Origin of the sequence: Myxococcus sp. SDU36 (genome assembly GCF_030168875.1) — a bacterium.
Lineage (GTDB): Bacteria > Myxococcota > Myxococcia > Myxococcales > Myxococcaceae > Myxococcus > Myxococcus vastator.
The window spans coordinates 2431053-2445922 of sequence record NZ_CP077414.1 but is presented as its reverse complement, the minus strand read 5'-3'; the positions used below and the strand labels follow the sequence as shown (position 1 = coordinate 2445922).

The window sequence follows — 14870 nt, the reverse complement described above, 5'->3', positions numbered from 1 at the left end:
GCGGGTGACGTCAGCACGGATGTCTGGCAGCAGGCTGGAGTGGAGCGGGCCTCGCGGGTGTGCGATGGATCGCGTCACCGTGCTGAGATTCTCTGGGATGGCTGGCCTGGCTGCACGAAGCGGCGGACGACGCGCGCTCGTCATTGGGAGTGGCTTTGGTGGATTGGCCGCGGCCATTCGGCTGGCGGCGCGTGGGTGGCGCGTGACGGTGCTGGAGCGGATGAACGGACCGGGCGGGCGGGCGAACGCCTTCCAGCAGGACGGCTTCACGTTCGATGCGGGCCCCACGGTGATTACGTGTCCGCATCTGCTGGAGGAGCTGTGGGCGCTGGCGGGGCAACGCATGGCGGACCACGTGGAGTTGCGGCCCGTGGCGCCGCTGTACCGGATGCGGTTCCCGGACGGCTCCACGTTCGACTACCACACGGACCGCGAGGCGATGCGCGAGTCCGTGCGGCGGCTGTCGCCTCGGGATGAGGCCGGCTTCCTGTCGCTGTGCGCCCGCGTGGAGCGGATGTACGAGGCGGGCATTGGCACGCTGATGAGCACGCCGGTGCCGGACGTGCTGAGCCTGGCGCCGTTCACCCCCGCGCTGGTGCGAGACGAGGCGTTCCGATCGATGTTCGGGCTGGTGTCGAAGCACATCCGGGACGCGCGGCTCCAGCAGGCGTTGAGCTTCCATCCGCTGCTGATTGGCGGCAGTCCGTTCGCGACCGCGAGCGCGGTGTACACGTCGATTCAATTCGTGGAGCGGCGCTGGGGTGCGTTCTTCCCGGTGGGCGGCACCGGGGCGCTGGTCCGTGGATTGGTGGCCCTGCTGGAGTCCCTGGGCGGCGAGGTTCGTTATGGCAGTGAGGTGACGGAGATTGCGCTGGAAGGGCGGAAGGCCACGGGTGTGAGGCTTGGAGATGGCTCCGGCCTGGCGGCGGACGTGGTGGTGTCGAACGCGGACGCGGCGTGGACGTACCGGTACCTGCTGCCGGGGCATGTCCGGAAGCACTGGACGGACGAGCGCATCAACCGGGCGAGGTACTCGATGAGCGCGTTCCTCTGGTACTTCGGGACACGGCGCCAGTATCCGGAGGTCGCGCACCACACGCTGCTGTTCGGGAAGGACTTCCGGGGGATGTTTTCAGGGCTGGAGGGGCCTGGGGCGCCGTCGGCGGACCCGTTGCTGTATCTGCACAGGCCCACGGCGACGGATACGGCGCTGGCTCCGGCTGGGAATGATGCCTTCTATGTGTTGGCGCCGGTGCCACACTTGGGGGCGGGCTTGGAGTGGAAGCAACGGGCCGAGGCGTTCCGACGCGAGTTGGAGGAGCGCCTGTCGCGGACCGTGTTGCCGGGTCTGGGGGAGGCGTTGGTGACGTCGCGGATGGCAACGCCGGAGTATTTCCGTGACGAGCTGCGGTCATTCCGTGGGGCCGCGTTCAGCTTCGCGCCCACGTTGATGCAGACGACGTTCCTCAGGGCGCAGGCCCGGAGTGAGGACGTGGACCGTCTCTACATGGTTGGAGCGGGGACGCACCCTGGAGCGGGGCTTCCCGCCGTGCTGTGTTCCGCCAAGATCGTGGACACCGTGATTCCACTGGCGTAGCAGATTTTTCGCGCAGCACGGAACACTGTGATGCATGAGCCGGGAGCGATAGACCTATCCGGGGTTGAATCCTTCCACGCGACATCGAATTTGATGCTTGCGGCCGCTACCGACGCTGCTAGCCGGCGGAGTGCTGCTTTCCTGCTTTCAAGCGCCTTCACGTATTTGCCACTCGTTGCGACAACAGGGCGACCTGCTACTTTGTCGTCCTGTTGTCGCATTAATGCTTCTCAGTCTAGTTGATCGGCGACAGCCCTGGCCTGACCTCCTGAAGTCATGATAAAGCCCAGAGTTGATGCCTATTGGGCTTTCGGGCGATGCGCGGACTGTCCGCCGGCTCCTAGACCAGTAGGAGGCAGCAGAGCTCGGAGAGGTGAGCGTCCCTCCCAGCGAGTTTGCCGCTCGCCGAGCACTTCCCATTGCTTGACTTGGATAGAGCTGTCATTGCCCTTGTCAATAAACTCAATGACGCGCATCCTTCTGCCTGCAGGAGGTCTTAGTAAAGGTACGATGCGATTTGTCAGGTGATCATTGTGATTGGTGAGAATGAGTTGGCGGCGTCCATATTTGCCTGTGCCGGTTTCACCATAGGCCAACAGTCGGAGCATTGCTGCGTCTGCTGCGAGGTTGTCAAGATCAAATGCATCGGAGACGTCATCGAGGCATAGAAATTCGGTAGGAAGCTTGGGCTGGCCAAGGTTGGCCGCGATGGCAAGCCCGAAAGCAAGAGAGGTTAGTTGCGAACGGGAAAGGCTAGCGATGCCTGTCGATCTGCCCTCTTTAGGTCCAATCCGAATTTGGAGTGGTCCATGTCGATGGAATTCGATCCGGGCGTGCTCGATTACGTCGCGACGGTGCGCATACCAACGCAAAATCTGCTTCATTGATTTGTTGAGGTCGATTTCGTAGCGTTGTTCGACAATGTTGGTCCGAAAAACATCCCTAAAGCACCCGCGTTTGTTGCTTTCGATGTGCTCGATTATTTTCTGAGCTTGGTCCAAGCGTATGCGAGCGTCCTCAAGGTGCTGCTGTTTGGCTGTTTGCTGTGTGGCGTGATTCACCTTGGCGCGAATCTTTGCCCATTCGGAGAACGCATCCGCTATCGCCACCCACTGGTTTTCCTCCTGGGGTGGCGTCAAGACCTTTTCTGTGTGTGCTAGCGCGACGGCTATTTCTTTTCGGATCTCCGAGACATTAATGGCTCCGTCGCTGGTTCGAGGTGCGTGGTCTGCCGAACCAGTCTCGGCCCAACATTTGTCGACTCCTTGAATCAATTCTGCGATATTTTCAATGCTGGACAGTGTTGCTATGTTGTGGCTTATGTCGGCCAGTTCATTGCTTATTGAAGCATGCTCGGCTTGGAGCGTTTTGAGTCGGTTTGATTCCAAGAGAAGGAGTGAATTGAAGAGATCTTGATTTGGTTTCGGAAGTCCGGAGGTCTCCCAATAGGATGGGAGATCAGTATCGCCAGCTAGTTTTGCGAGCGATGCTAGGATAGGAATCGTCCCAGTTGCCATATGCCAAGAGCCATCGGGTAGGCGCAGTTCTTGGCCTGGCTGCCATATAGTTGAGATTCTGCGGGCTATAGAAGTTTGCTCTCTTTCCTTGCTGGAGAGACGCTCTCGTAAGTTTTCTGCTGTACCAATTTGTGTCTTTTTGACTTCAAGTGCCTTGAGTGAGAGGGCAAAGAAATCGTTTGATTGGCCAAGGCTTCTTTCAAGTGCCTGTAGGGCGCTTTGGACTCCAATCCACTTGGTCGCTTCCGGAGAAGCCGACGCAATTTGTGCAGGTGCTTCTGAGGGCTCGGAAATTCGTGCTACTGCTGCCGCATGGATACGGTTTAGGGTTTTTTGGTAGTCGTCGTCTATGGTTTGTTCGATGCCGAGGTGGGAGCAGACTTTTCTGAGTGCAATCTTTATGTTTCCGTGGTCCGCAAGTTCGCGATTGGCTTTTACGAATTTGACAATCTTGGGTGCGGCAAGAGGTTGCCAGGCCTTCTGTGCTGCCATTGCGCAATGCGATTCCTGCGAGTTTAGGATTTGAGTGTCTGGAAGGCTGGACTTAATGCGTGAGATGTGCCCTGAAATGGCCGCAGATAGCGTTGGTGCCTCGATTTCTGCAAGGGCATCGAGTTCAGGGAAGTTTGGAACGAAGAAGTCGATCACCTTTCGGCGAGAGTCGAGGTCGAGTCCGGCCAAGCTGCCGAGCGAATCAGAATAAAGGAATGTGCATGCGCGAACGAGATCAAGTTCCGACTGAGTTGCTAGCTCATTCGCGCGCAATGCGGCCCATGGTCCGAATGAAGCAATCGAACCGCGAGACGTTTGATTGATGACTATTTCGTCTGTCCCGCTGCCGTCCGACCAGGTTGCGCGGATCCTTGCTTCCCCTGTCGTAGTGCCAGATTTTCTATTGCAGTGAATGAAATCTCGAAGATCAAATTCCTCTTTGCCTCCGATTCGTCGCCCGATGGTTTCCGTGACAGCTAATTCCAGGGCCTCAATGGTGCTCGTCTTTCCTCTGCCGTTAGGACCGACGAGTAGAACAATTTCGGCGTCAAGGTTCAGATCAAGTCGTTCACTAAAGCCCTTGAAGTTCTCCACTTCAAGCCGCGATATCCGACGCCCAGTCATTGGTTTCCGCCTCGAGAAAATAGCGTTAATTCGATGGCTTCAATTGCCTTGGCTGTTTCTGGCCACGCCTTGGCATCCGGCCAACCACCGACCCGCAGGTAGGCTTGAAGGTCAGATTCAACTGAGGGCCGAAAGGGGTTGCTCTGATATGAGCCCGAGGAGAGAGCGCTCTCTACGTAGTTAGACAATTCAGAACTCTCGACGCGATGAAGAAATGACTTGTCTGGAAATGGAGTGAATAGGCCGAGCTTGTCTCTAAGGTCTGATTCGAATGAAGTGAAATCTTGGTTTAGGTGAGGCAGCAATATGATGCGGAACTGCCCAAGTGCGTACCGTTCGTCGGTGAGTTCTGTTGCGAGTTCTTCCCCTGCACCGATGTTGTTGGGAAGGGCCAGAATTAGCAGGAGTCGGTGCATTCCATAGTCAGAGGCTGCCCGCTGGAGAAGATTGCCCAATAGGCGAATGTCACGTGTCAGGGGGCCGTGTCTGTTGGTCTTTGAGTGTTCTTCTTCGGCCGAAACTGAGATGACTGCGAATAGAAGGTTGCCGTCGTCACCAATAAGCAGGGGAGGGCATCTTATTGTTCTCCCCGACGGCTCCAGGAATCCACCGGAGATGTCCGTGTCTGGTCTCCAGATGTCAATGCTGGGGATCTTTTCGGAGGCGGTAGCGAAAATTGTCTGGATGGCCGTGTCGATCGAGATTTTCATTAGAATGTTTGCCTGCAAATCTTCCGCCATCCCTCGTCCATGTCCAGAAAGAACTCTGGGGTTTTCGAGAGGGATTTGATGTTTGCTTGGGCTTGTACAAGATCCACTGATTGACCTAGTCCTCCGCGAACAGCTGCAAGATCTCCGACTACGTAGAATTCGCGTACGACTCGCGTCTCAGACACGGATGTTGCTGGGGAGGTAGCTTGTTGTGGGTGTGCGCTTCCCGGTAGGTTGCTGTGTGTTGATGGTGTCGGATTAGATCGTACTTTCACCCAAATTTGTTGCCGAAATGCGCCTGTCAGATTTCCGCGGCCTAGTCCGATGACTACAGAGTGGTCAGGGATCGCGCTAGTGTTGTTATTGTCGCCGTAAGAGAGCGCCTCTCTCTCATGGTCGATGAATTTGTCAATGTCTGAAGTTACGAGGACCCTGCGAACACCTTGCAGCCGGTCTTCCGTGATGAGCTGATACGCCGGCGGTACTTTCGTGGATGAACTCTCTCCATTGGCGAGTTCAGGACGACTGCGTCGTGCGAGGTCTACGCTGGATGGCAGTTGCAATATTCCTTTCGCGTCGCGGCTAGCGGACAAGGCAAGGAGGACGATGAACATCGGTTGTTTTATTGGGGAATCCAGGAACGGTCGATAGCCTGCCCGTCCGGGTGCTACATGGCGGAGCGCGAAACATGCTAATGCCCAAGGGCTCGAATCTTGTTCCGTACAAGTGGGGGACTGTAGACTTATCCATCTTGAGAAAAGCGGTGGATTGTCGAGGTTTCCAGTAAATAGTGTGTTGCATATTTCTGCAAGGATCGTACGGGGGTTGCGAAGTGCTCCTTGCAAGTATGAGTGGAGTGGGCTTTCCCGGCCAAACCATCGTTCAGTGGCAAGTCGACAGATGCATCGTGCTGCCAATGTCTCCAGGAATAGATCTGCCGTTAGCCCTTCGGGTGGCTGGGTGTTTTCTGGGATTAAGTGCCTGCTATCGTCGCCAAGGAAAGAGTTTTCGTAGATACTTGCAATGTGGTCTAGTTTCGCTTTGTGGGAGTCGGCGGGTGGTGTTGCATGGGCGTCGCGAAATGCTCTGAGAAGTTGATATTGATGGAAGGAGAGGTCTCGTTCGTAGGCTGCAATGAATGGTGCGTTATTGTGATCTTTCCAGTTGCGACTGCTGAGTTTGAAGTCTTGTTCTTGCGAATTTAGACCAGAACGAGCCGGTGCGTTTTCTTGAAATTCCCTGATTACTTGGACGGAGTGATGACGCACTATGGGATCTGCATTTCCAAAACCGATGAAAAGCAATGTCTGCGAACGAACTCGGTCGTTGAGAAGTTCTCTAGCCCAGTGCTTGTTGCCCCAGTTTTGCAGTTGTTCCTCAGTCAAAATGATCCTGCGCGCAGCCTCCTGATGGTCATTGGATGGCGAATTGGGGCTAAGCAAAGATCTGCTATATGCTGAGGCGCATCCGTTGAGTTTGACAACCTTGGCGAGTGATTCGTGTTCGCGGTCTTTTCGGGGGGTTGCGATGTGAGTCCTATAGCTACCCAGGTCGCTTATGACAGAGGTGGCCGTTGAAGCGATTTTTTCAGCGCCAAAAGTCTCAATGATTGATGCTTCGACGAACTCGTCGTAGTTGGTTTCAAGAATTTCTGTTACAAGTCCTTCTCTCACTAACGCGGCGAGGTAGTGGTGCGCTGCTGTTGGCAGTCTCTGGTTCCATTCTTCAAGACGCAGTACTTCGCAAGTGCCTATTGGCGTGAGGATCGACCAGCAAAGCTCCGCAACTTCGCCAAGCGATGGGGTTTTGGGTGGAAATTTTCCTTTCTTGTCTGGGTTTTTGTCGATGATTTGATTTCCGTTCTCATCCAGCTTTGAGCATTCCAGTCCGAGTCTTCTGAGGTTTTGTTGCCAAATTGATGTAGAAGCAGAGCTGGGAGGGAGTTTTTTGAATAGGGCTTGTGCGAGGTTGGTAGCGATTTCCGTTGCCTTGATCGTTGGCGCTGTAGATTTGTGATCTGACTTTGGTGGCGCATAAAGACTGATGCCCGCCCCTAGGAAGGGAACGCACAGTCCATCCATGATGCGCTGACTTAATCGTTCAAGTCGGTCTTCAAAACTATTGCGCGTGGACGATGCTGGCTGCGGTCCTTCATCCTCGGATTCAATCGAAAGGCCACTTGCTTCGGACATGGGGCGAAGATTACCTGGCTGGTGGGGTGGGCGCTATCCGCAGACTGACTTGGGCGTAGTCTTTATGTGGGGAAGTATGGCCAACCTTTGGCGGTGGCCCGTGTGGGTCAGGATTGCCTCAGCCATCGCACCTGCCTCCGATTGGATGGCCATCGGCCTACTGGATGACGCACTCCCTCTTTCGGACGGGGTCCGCAGGACTGATATGGTAGAACTGGATGCGTTGCGAGGGTATTTGTCCGACCAACGAGGCGCTGAGAGGTGTTGAGGCAACAGTCGCCGCCATGGATGCTGGCGAGGATGTCGAAGTAGGTAGGAGGCCGGCGTGGTTCCAGAACCCGGAGCCTTTCGAGGCCAGCAGACTGCCGCAGGTGTGGTTTTTGCGGCATCTGCTTCAAGCGTCCAGGCTCAACAGATTCTGTTGAACGCGAAAACCCCCTTGATGTGACTGGCGAAGTAGCTCCCTTTGGATGCCGCAGCGAGGAGGCTCGCATGGATAGCCGCCGGGACCTGGTCATACTGGTAGACACTGCGGTCGTGAAACTCGACCTCCAGTGTCTGCGTAGGTGCGTCATATCCAATCGAGGAAATGTTACTGGATTCGACAGGCTCTCTCTTCATTACCCTACCTCCGGAAGCGGACGGGCCGGTTGATGCCGCGTGACGCCGGAAGTCATGCCGTAGGGATGGGGGCGGCGGGAATACCTCTCCAGGGTGATTGCCTGCGGCGTTGGGGCGGCGGAATCCTTCTGGTTCCCCGCAAGGACGCAGGCTTTTCGTGGGGGATAGATGGATGCAAACGCTTTGTCGCGAGCGGGTTGGGTCCAACGCCGCTCGACCAACGGAGAGCACATGCCACTGCCATTCATTCCTGTGGTAATCGGTGTCGCCGCCCTGCTCGGGTATGGCGGAAAGAAGGGATATGACGGCGTCCAGGCCATGAAGGAGGCCAAGGCCATTGGTGAAGAGGCCGCGGAGCGCCATCAGGAGTGGGTTGCTCGTCTTGAAGAGGCGCGCGCCTCGCTCCAGGTGAGGTTGGATGTCTTGGAGGGACAGCGGAAGACGGTGACGGTGACTACTTTTCGGCGCCTCTTCGACTTCCTTGAGCGGCTCGAACAGAAGGCCCGGCTGTCGGCCCTGGAGAGCCTGGGCTCCCTGGGCGTGACGCGCGAGGAGGTCGGCCGGTTCGCAGCCCAGTATCGTGTCCCTTCGGCAAGCGTGCGTGAGCGTGCCGGCGGGGGCCAGTAGAATGGGGGCAGGCGCGGAGCGCTGCTGCGCCTGCGTTGAGGGTCACCCGGACGCGCGGATTTCTGGGCATGGGCGGCCCGGCGTTCGCGACAGGGGCTGGGTGAGTCAGGTCCCGGACGGCGGCGCATCCGCCGCGGCCAGTGCCTGCTGGTAGTTCCAGGGCATCCACTCGTCCGGGGCTTGCGCCAGCGCCTCCGGGTGGCGAAGCAGCGCCACCAGGTAGTTGAAGGGGTTGCCCTCGCACAACTCCACGGTGTGGATGAGACTCATGAAGACGTCTCCCACGTGAGCGCCATTCAGCGTCTGGTAGAAGAGGGCATTCTTGCGGTGAAGAATGACTTTCTTCAGGGCCCGCTCGCATACGTTGTTGTCCAGTGGGGCACCCTCCTCGCGCAGGAAGAGGGTCAGCTCCTCCCAGTGCTTGCGCAGGTAGGCAATGGCCTGGCCCAACCCGGAGTTGGGCTCCACCTTGCGCTGGGTGACTTGCTCCTCCAGCCACGCCTTGAGTGCGTCCAGGACGGGGCGGCTTTCTCGCTGGTGCCTCGCCAGCCGCTGCGCGGGCGTCAGGCCCTCTTTCCGAGCGACGGCGTCCACCCGGTACACCTCCCGGAGGGCCTCCAGCACGCGCGTGCATTCCTCCGTGTCCTTCCGGCAGACGTGCGTGAAGGGCCCTGGTGCCCCCCGGTACCGTCCACGGCCCATTGGAGCGGACCGGGAGAGACACGGTGGCGAGAGGCAGTATAGCAGCGGAAGAGTTGGAGGCGTTGCGCGGGCGGGTGCAGCAGTGGCGGCTGACGCGTAGCCAGCAGGGACGGATGCCAGAGGCGCTGTGGAGGGAGGCGGTTTCGGCGGCGCAGCGCTACGGGGTGTCCCATGTCGCGCGCGCGTTGGGGGTGGGCCACGCCGGGCTGAAGGCCCGGACGTCGGCGGCGCACCCGCCGAAGCGTCAGGCCGGCGCGGCGAGCGGGCCGGACGGCTTCCTGAGGTGAGCGCCGCGCAACTGCTGGGGCCGGCCCCGCCGCCAACCTCGTCATTGAGTACGTGGCTCGGGAGGGCAGCCGACTGACGCTCACCGTGCCCGCCTCGTGCCAGGGCTTCGACGTGCTGGCCCTGGTGGCCGCGCTGCGGGGCCCATGATTCAAATCACTCCTCAAATGAGAGTGCTGGTGGCCATTGAGCCGGTGGACTTCCGCCGGGGCGTTGATGGGCTGGCGCAACAGTGCCGTGCGGCCCTCGCGGAAAACCCTTTCAGCGGAACGGTATTCGTCTTCCGTAACCGGCAGCGGACGGCGGTGAAGTTGCTCGTCTACGACGGGCAGGGCTTCTGGCTGTGTCACAAGCGCCTCTCCCAGGGGCGGTTTCGCTGGTGGCCCACGGCGAGTGAGGCGGCGGCCCCGCTGCGCGCCCACGAGTTGCAGGTGCTGCTGTGCGCGGGCGACGCTTCGGCCACGCAGGCCGCCCCTGAGTGGCGCCAGGTGGGCACGTAGGCCGCGTCGCCCTCCATGGGAGCGAGCCCGGACTCCCACGCCCCAGGCAGGCTTGCGCGCCACAAACCGGTTGTAGCGGGCATGGGCAAGAAGCAGCGCCAGCGGCTGGAGGTGAATCCGGCGGAGTTGGCAGTCATTGTCGAGCGGACGCGCGGGGCACTCAGCCAGGACGACTACGTGAAGCTGAAGGCCGCCATGGACACGCTGGCCTTCGTCACGGCGGAGTTGCAGGCGAAGGGGACGAGTCTCGAGCGGCTGCGCAGGCTTCTCTTCGGCGCGCCCACCGAGAAGACGGACGCGGTGCTGCGCAAGGCGGGACAGCCGGCTGGGCGCGTCCAGCACCAGGAGGAAAAGAAGGCCCCCGCCCCGGGGCACGGACGCACCGCGGCGGCGGCCTACACGGGCGCCAGCCGGGAGAAGGTGGCGCACGCCTCGCTGCACGGTGGGGAGGTGTGCCAGGGCTGCTTGAAGGGCAAGGTGTACCCGCTGCAGGAGCCGTCCAAGCGGGTGCGGGTGAAGGGCATGGCCCCGCTGGTGGCCACCGTGTGGGAGTGCGAGAGGCTGCGCTGCAACCTGTGCGGAGAGGTGTACACCGCCCAGGCGCCCGAGGGCGTGGGCGAGGAGAAGTACGACGAGACGGCCGTGGCCATGACGGGGCTTCTCAAGTACGGCTGCGGGCTGCCCTTCCACCGCATTGAGAAACTCCAAGCAGGCCTGGGGATTCCCCTTCCGGCCGCCACCCAATGGGAGCTCGTCGAGGCCGCCGCCAGCAAGCTTCAGCCCGCCTTCGACGCGCTTGTCAACCAGGCGGCCCAGGCTCCGGTGCTCCACAATGACGACACCGTCATGAAGGTGCTGGCGCTGACGCGGGAGCAGGTGCAGGCGGCCGCCGCGGGGCCCCGCTGAAGCGCACCGGCGTGCACACCTCGGGCCTGCTCGCCGTGGGCCAGGAGCACCCCATTGCCCTCTTCTTCACCGGACGCCAGCACGCCGGAGAAAATCTCGCGGACGTCCTTCAGCAGCGCGCCGCTGAACTCTCAACGCCCATTCAGATGAGCGACGCGCAGACGGCGAATGTGCCCGGGGAGTTCGCCACGCTGTGGGCCAACTGCCTGACGCATGCGCGGCGGGGCTTCGTCGACGTGGCCGCCGACTTCCCGGAGGAATGCACGCGCGTGCTGGAGGCCCTCCGGGAGGTGTACCGGGTGGACGCCGTCGCTCGGAAAGAGGGCCTGACGCCCGCGCAGCGGCTGGCGAGGCACCAGCGAGAAAGCCGCCCCGTCCTGGACGCACTCAAGGCGTGGCTGGAGGAGCAAGTCACCCAGCGCAAGGTGGAGCCCAACTCCGGGTTGGGCCAGGCCATTGCCTACCTGCGCAAGCACTGGGAGGAGCTGACCCTCTTCCTGCGCGAGGAGGGTGCCCCACTGGACAACAACGTATGCGAGCGGGCCCTGAAGAAAGTCATTCTTCACCGCAAGAATGCCCTCTTCTACCAGACGCTGAATGGCGCTCACGTGGGAGACGTCTTCATGAGTCTCATCCACACCGTGGAGTTGTGCGAGGGCAACCCCTTCAACTACCTGGTGGCGCTGCTTCGCCACCCGGAGGCGCTGGCGCAAGCCCCGGACGAGTGGATGCCCTGGAACTACCAGCAGGCACTGGCCGCGGCGGATGCGCCGCCGTCCGGGACCTGACTCACCCAGCCCCTGTCGCGAACGCCGGGCCGCCCATGCCCAGAAATCCGCGCGTCCGGGTGACCCTCAACGCAGGCGCAGCAGCGCTCCGCGCCTGCCCCCATTCTACTGGCCCCCGCCGGCACGCTCACGCACGCTTGCCGAAGGGACACATTCCTCCGGGAAGTCGGCGGCCACGTCGACGAAGCCCCGCCGCGCATGCGTCAGGCAGTTGGCCCACAGCGTGGCGAACTCCCCGGGCACATTCGCCGTCTGCGCGTCGCTCATCTGAATGGGCGTTGAGAGTTCAGCGGCGCGCTGCTGAAGGACGTCCGCGAGATTTTCTCCGGCGTGCTGGCGTCCGGTGAAGAAGAGGGCAATGGGGTGCTCCTGGCCCACGGCGAGCAGGCCCGAGGTGTGCACGCCGGTGCGCTTCAGCGGGGCCCCCGCGGCGGCCGCCTGCACCTGCTCCCGCGTCAGCGCCAGCACCTTCATGACGGTGTCGTCATTGTGGAGCACCGGAGCCTGGGCCGCCTGGTTGACAAGCGCGTCGAAGGCGGGCTGAAGCTTGCTGGCGGCGGCCTCGACGAGCTCCCATTGGGTGGCGGCCGGAAGGGGAATCCCCAGGCCTGCTTGGAGTTTCTCAATGCGGTGGAAGGGCAGCCCGCAGCCGTACTTGAGAAGCCCCGTCATGGCCACGGCCGTCTCGTCGTACTTCTCCTCGCCCACGCCCTCGGGCGCCTGGGCGGTGTACACCTCTCCGCACAGGTTGCAGCGCAGCCTCTCGCACTCCCACACGGTGGCCACCAGCGGGGCCATGCCCTTCACCCGCACCCGCTTGGACGGCTCCTGCAGCGGGTACACCTTGCCCTTCAAGCAGCCCTGGCACACCTCCCCACCGTGCAGCGAGGCGTGCGCCACCTTCTCCCGGCTGGCGCCCGTGTAGGCCGCCGCCGCGGTGCGTCCGTGCCCCGGGGCGGGGGCCTTCTTTTCCTCCTGGTGCTGGACGCGCCCAGCCGGCTGTCCCGCCTTGCGCAGCACCGCGTCCGTCTTCTCGGTGGGCGCGCCGAAGAGAAGCCTGCGCAGCCGCTCGAGACTCGTCCCCTTCGCCTGCAACTCCGCCGTGACGAAGGCCAGCGTGTCCATGGCGGCCTTCAGCTTCACGTAGTCGTCCTGGCTGAGTGCCCCGCGCGTCCGCTCGACAATGACTGCCAACTCCGCCGGATTCACCTCCAGCCGCTGGCGCTGCTTCTTGCCCATGCCCGCTACAACCGGTTTGTGGCGCGCAAGCCTGCCTGGGGCGTGGGAGTCCGGGCTCGCTCCCATGGAGGGCGACGCGGCCTACGTGCCCACCTGGCGCCACTCAGGGGCGGCCTGCGTGGCCGAAGCGTCGCCCGCGCACAGCAGCACCTGCAACTCGTGGGCGCGCAGCGGGCCGCCGCCTCACTCGCCGTGGGCCACCAGCGAAACCGCCCCTGGGAGAGGCGCTTGTGACACAGCCAGAAGCCCTGCCCGTCGTAGACGAGCAACTTCACCGCCGTCCGCTGCCGGTTACGGAAGACGAATACCGTTCCGCTGAAAGGGTTTTCCGCGAGGGCCGCACGGCACTGTTGCGCCAGCCCATCAACGCCCCGGCGGAAGTCCACCGGCTCAATGGCCACCAGCACTCTCATTTGAGGAGTGATTTGAATCATGGGCCCCGCAGCGCGGCCACCAGGGCCAGCACGTCGAAGCCCTGGCACGAGGCGGGCACGGTGAGCGTCAGTCGGCTGCCCTCCCGAGCCACGTACTCAATGACGAGGTTGGCGGCGGGGCCGGCCCCAGCAGTTGCGCGGCGCTCACCTCAAGGAAGCCGTCCGGCCCGCTCGCCGCGCCGGCCTGACGCTTCGGCGGGTGCGCCGCCGACGTCCGGGCCTTCAGCCCGGCGTGGCCCACCCCCAACGCGCGCGCGACATGGGACACCCCGTAGCGCTGCGCCGCCGAAACCGCCTCCCTCCACAGCGCCTCTGGCATCCGTCCCTGCTGGCTACGCGTCAGCCGCCACTGCTGCACCCGCCCGCGCAACGCCTCCAACTCTTCCGCTGCTATACTGCCTCTCGCCACCGTGTCTCTCCCGGTCCGCTCCAATGGGCCGTGGACGGTACCGGGGGGCACCAGGGCCCTTCACGCACGTCTGCCGGAAGGACACCCAGTATCTGGAAGCCGGCGGGACGCTCTCCGGCGCGGTCACGGCAACCCTCACCGGCGCGGGGGCGAGCGCGGTGACCACGAGCCTGGTCACGACCTTCGCGACGGCGGGAACCGGAACCGCCATCTCCGGCCTCACGGGCGCCGCGGCGAAGAGCGCGCTGCTCGCGTGGCTCGGTGGCGGTTCCCTCGCCACCGGTGGCTTCGGTGTCGCGGGCGGCGCCGTCGTCCTGGGCGGCATCGCGGTCGCCCCAGCGGCGGTCGTCGCCGGATTCGTCATCGCCAGGGAAGGGGAGAAGGCGAAGACGAAGGCGGAGGAGGTCGCGGCCGAAGTGGACAAGATGGTGGCGCAACTCGAAGCGGCCATTGCGCTTCTCGGCCGGGCGGGCACCCGCGTCGACGAGCTTCGGCAAGTCACGACAGCGCTCGACGTGCGCGCCAACCGCGCCATTGACGCGCTCTGGGCGCTGGATGGCAGCTTCGACCCGGCAAACGACGAACACCTTCGGAAGTTCGCCTCGGCGATGCAGCTCGCCAAGGCGGAGAGCGAACTGCTCCGCGTGGCCATCTTCACGGCCGAGGGCAACATCAACGAACAGGCAGAGGCGCTGCTTGCCCAGCAGCGACAGTTGCTCCAGGAGTCCTTTGTATGACCGCCGACCGAATGGCCAGGCAGCAGGGCCCTGGCATCTCCGAGGTCCTTGAGGGACTCAAGACGGTGGCCGCGTGTATTCGAGACATCCAGAAGGAGAAGACCGAGCAGGTCCGCATCCAGATGGCCGCGTACGTCGACGTGGAGCGCATTCACGCCAGGCGTGACGTCCTGCTCGATTATCTCGACCGCTCCTTCGACGAGCGAAAAGAGAACTTCCGTCAGCTCTTCGAGCGGCTCGACACCGCCATCGCCACGAACAACCCTCAGCTCACGGGCGCGGTTCTCGAGTCGGTGCTGAAGCTCGCGGATTCATCTCCCTTCAAGGCGCTCGGGGATGTATCCGCGACCCGCGAGGTATTGAGCGAGAAGGGCAAGGAGTGGCAGTTCTGAAGTGAGCCCTCAGTACCAGCCTGACGCTCCGGTCCGGGGTGTGTACACGTTCGCGCTTACGGACCGGACGTCCACGTTGACGCCACCCAGGCTCTCAG

Annotated in this window: 15 protein-coding genes; 8 read left to right on the top strand and 7 right to left on the bottom strand. The window is 62.0% G+C overall.

The genetic code is table 11. The features are described from left to right. Window positions 1-19: 19 nt before the first annotated feature. Window positions 20-1597: a phytoene desaturase family protein gene (crtI, locus tag KGD87_RS09470; protein ID WP_350101885.1), complete on the top strand. Its 1578-nt coding sequence runs from the start codon at window positions 20-22 to the stop codon at window positions 1595-1597. A 299-nt stretch (window positions 1598-1896) separates the two neighbouring features. On the opposite strand, the gene KGD87_RS09465 is transcribed toward crtI, so the two are convergent. From KGD87_RS09465 to KGD87_RS36880, 4 genes are all read right to left on the bottom strand, one after another. Continuing rightward, complete coding sequence (locus tag KGD87_RS09465) at window positions 1897-4230, bottom strand: AAA family ATPase (protein ID WP_284667138.1); 2334 nt, start codon at window positions 4228-4230, stop codon at window positions 1897-1899. Next, window positions 4227-4940: a hypothetical protein gene (locus KGD87_RS09460; RefSeq protein WP_284667137.1), complete on the bottom strand. Its 714-nt coding sequence runs from the start codon at window positions 4938-4940 to the stop codon at window positions 4227-4229. The genes KGD87_RS09465 and KGD87_RS09460 overlap by 4 nt, the downstream gene beginning before the upstream one ends. After that, window positions 4940-7132 carry an SIR2 family protein gene (locus tag KGD87_RS09455; RefSeq protein ID WP_284667136.1) on the bottom strand — a complete coding sequence of 731 codons (2193 nt, stop codon included), beginning with the start codon at window positions 7130-7132 and terminating at the stop codon, window positions 4940-4942. The genes KGD87_RS09460 and KGD87_RS09455 overlap by 1 nt, the downstream gene beginning before the upstream one ends. 408 nt (window positions 7133-7540) lie before the next feature. Further along, window positions 7541-7753, bottom strand: a complete 213-nt coding sequence (locus KGD87_RS36880; RefSeq protein WP_350101882.1) for a KTSC domain-containing protein — start codon at window positions 7751-7753, stop codon at window positions 7541-7543. Window positions 7754-7984: 231 nt separating this feature from the next. Here KGD87_RS36880 and KGD87_RS09450 point away from each other — a divergent pair, with 231 nt between their 5' ends. Then, a complete protein-coding gene (locus tag KGD87_RS09450; protein ID WP_284667135.1) occupies window positions 7985-8380 on the top strand; it encodes a hypothetical protein in 396 nt (131 codons plus the stop codon). Between the two features lie 105 nt (window positions 8381-8485). Here KGD87_RS09450 and KGD87_RS09445 read toward each other — a convergent pair whose 3' ends face one another. After that, window positions 8486-9082, bottom strand: a complete 597-nt coding sequence (locus KGD87_RS09445) for an IS66 family transposase (RefSeq protein WP_284667134.1) — start codon at window positions 9080-9082, stop codon at window positions 8486-8488. Window positions 9083-9195: 113 nt separating this feature from the next. On the opposite strand from KGD87_RS09445, the gene KGD87_RS09440 reads away from it, so the two are divergent. From KGD87_RS09440 to KGD87_RS09425, 4 genes are all read left to right on the top strand, one after another. Beyond that, window positions 9196-9369: a hypothetical protein gene (locus KGD87_RS09440; protein ID WP_284667133.1), complete on the top strand. Its 174-nt coding sequence runs from the start codon at window positions 9196-9198 to the stop codon at window positions 9367-9369. Between the two features lie 177 nt (window positions 9370-9546). Further along, window positions 9547-9867, top strand: coding sequence for an IS66 family insertion sequence element accessory protein TnpB (gene tnpB, locus KGD87_RS09435; protein ID WP_284661462.1), 321 nt, complete (start codon window positions 9547-9549; stop codon window positions 9865-9867). Between the two features lie 81 nt (window positions 9868-9948). After that, window positions 9949-10773, top strand: a complete 825-nt coding sequence (locus KGD87_RS09430) for an IS66 family transposase (RefSeq protein WP_284665547.1) — start codon at window positions 9949-9951, stop codon at window positions 10771-10773. A gap of 11 nt (window positions 10774-10784) precedes the next feature. Then, the gene (locus tag KGD87_RS09425; protein WP_284664239.1) at window positions 10785-11561 is read left to right on the top strand and encodes an IS66 family transposase; all 777 of its coding nucleotides are present in this window, start codon (window positions 10785-10787) and stop codon (window positions 11559-11561) included. A gap of 105 nt (window positions 11562-11666) precedes the next feature. Here the strand turns inward: KGD87_RS09425 and KGD87_RS09420 are convergent, their stop codons facing one another. Both KGD87_RS09420 and tnpB (KGD87_RS36875) read right to left on the bottom strand, forming a co-directional pair. Beyond that, on the bottom strand, window positions 11667-12800 hold the full coding sequence (locus tag KGD87_RS09420; protein WP_284667132.1) for an IS66 family transposase: 1134 nt from the start codon (window positions 12798-12800) through the stop codon (window positions 11667-11669). A gap of 5 nt (window positions 12801-12805) precedes the next feature. Then, window positions 12806-13213, bottom strand: coding sequence for an IS66 family insertion sequence element accessory protein TnpB (gene tnpB, locus KGD87_RS36875; protein ID WP_350100792.1), 408 nt, complete (start codon window positions 13211-13213; stop codon window positions 12806-12808). Between the two features lie 588 nt (window positions 13214-13801). On the opposite strand from tnpB (KGD87_RS36875), the gene KGD87_RS09415 reads away from it, so the two are divergent. Together KGD87_RS09415 and KGD87_RS09410 are read left to right on the top strand one after the other, a co-directional pair. Continuing rightward, a complete protein-coding gene (locus KGD87_RS09415; protein ID WP_284667131.1) occupies window positions 13802-14380 on the top strand; it encodes a hypothetical protein in 579 nt (192 codons plus the stop codon). After that, window positions 14377-14772, top strand: coding sequence for a hypothetical protein (locus KGD87_RS09410; RefSeq protein ID WP_284667130.1), 396 nt, complete (start codon window positions 14377-14379; stop codon window positions 14770-14772). The genes KGD87_RS09415 and KGD87_RS09410 overlap by 4 nt, the downstream gene beginning before the upstream one ends. Window positions 14773-14870: the final 98 nt, after the last annotated feature.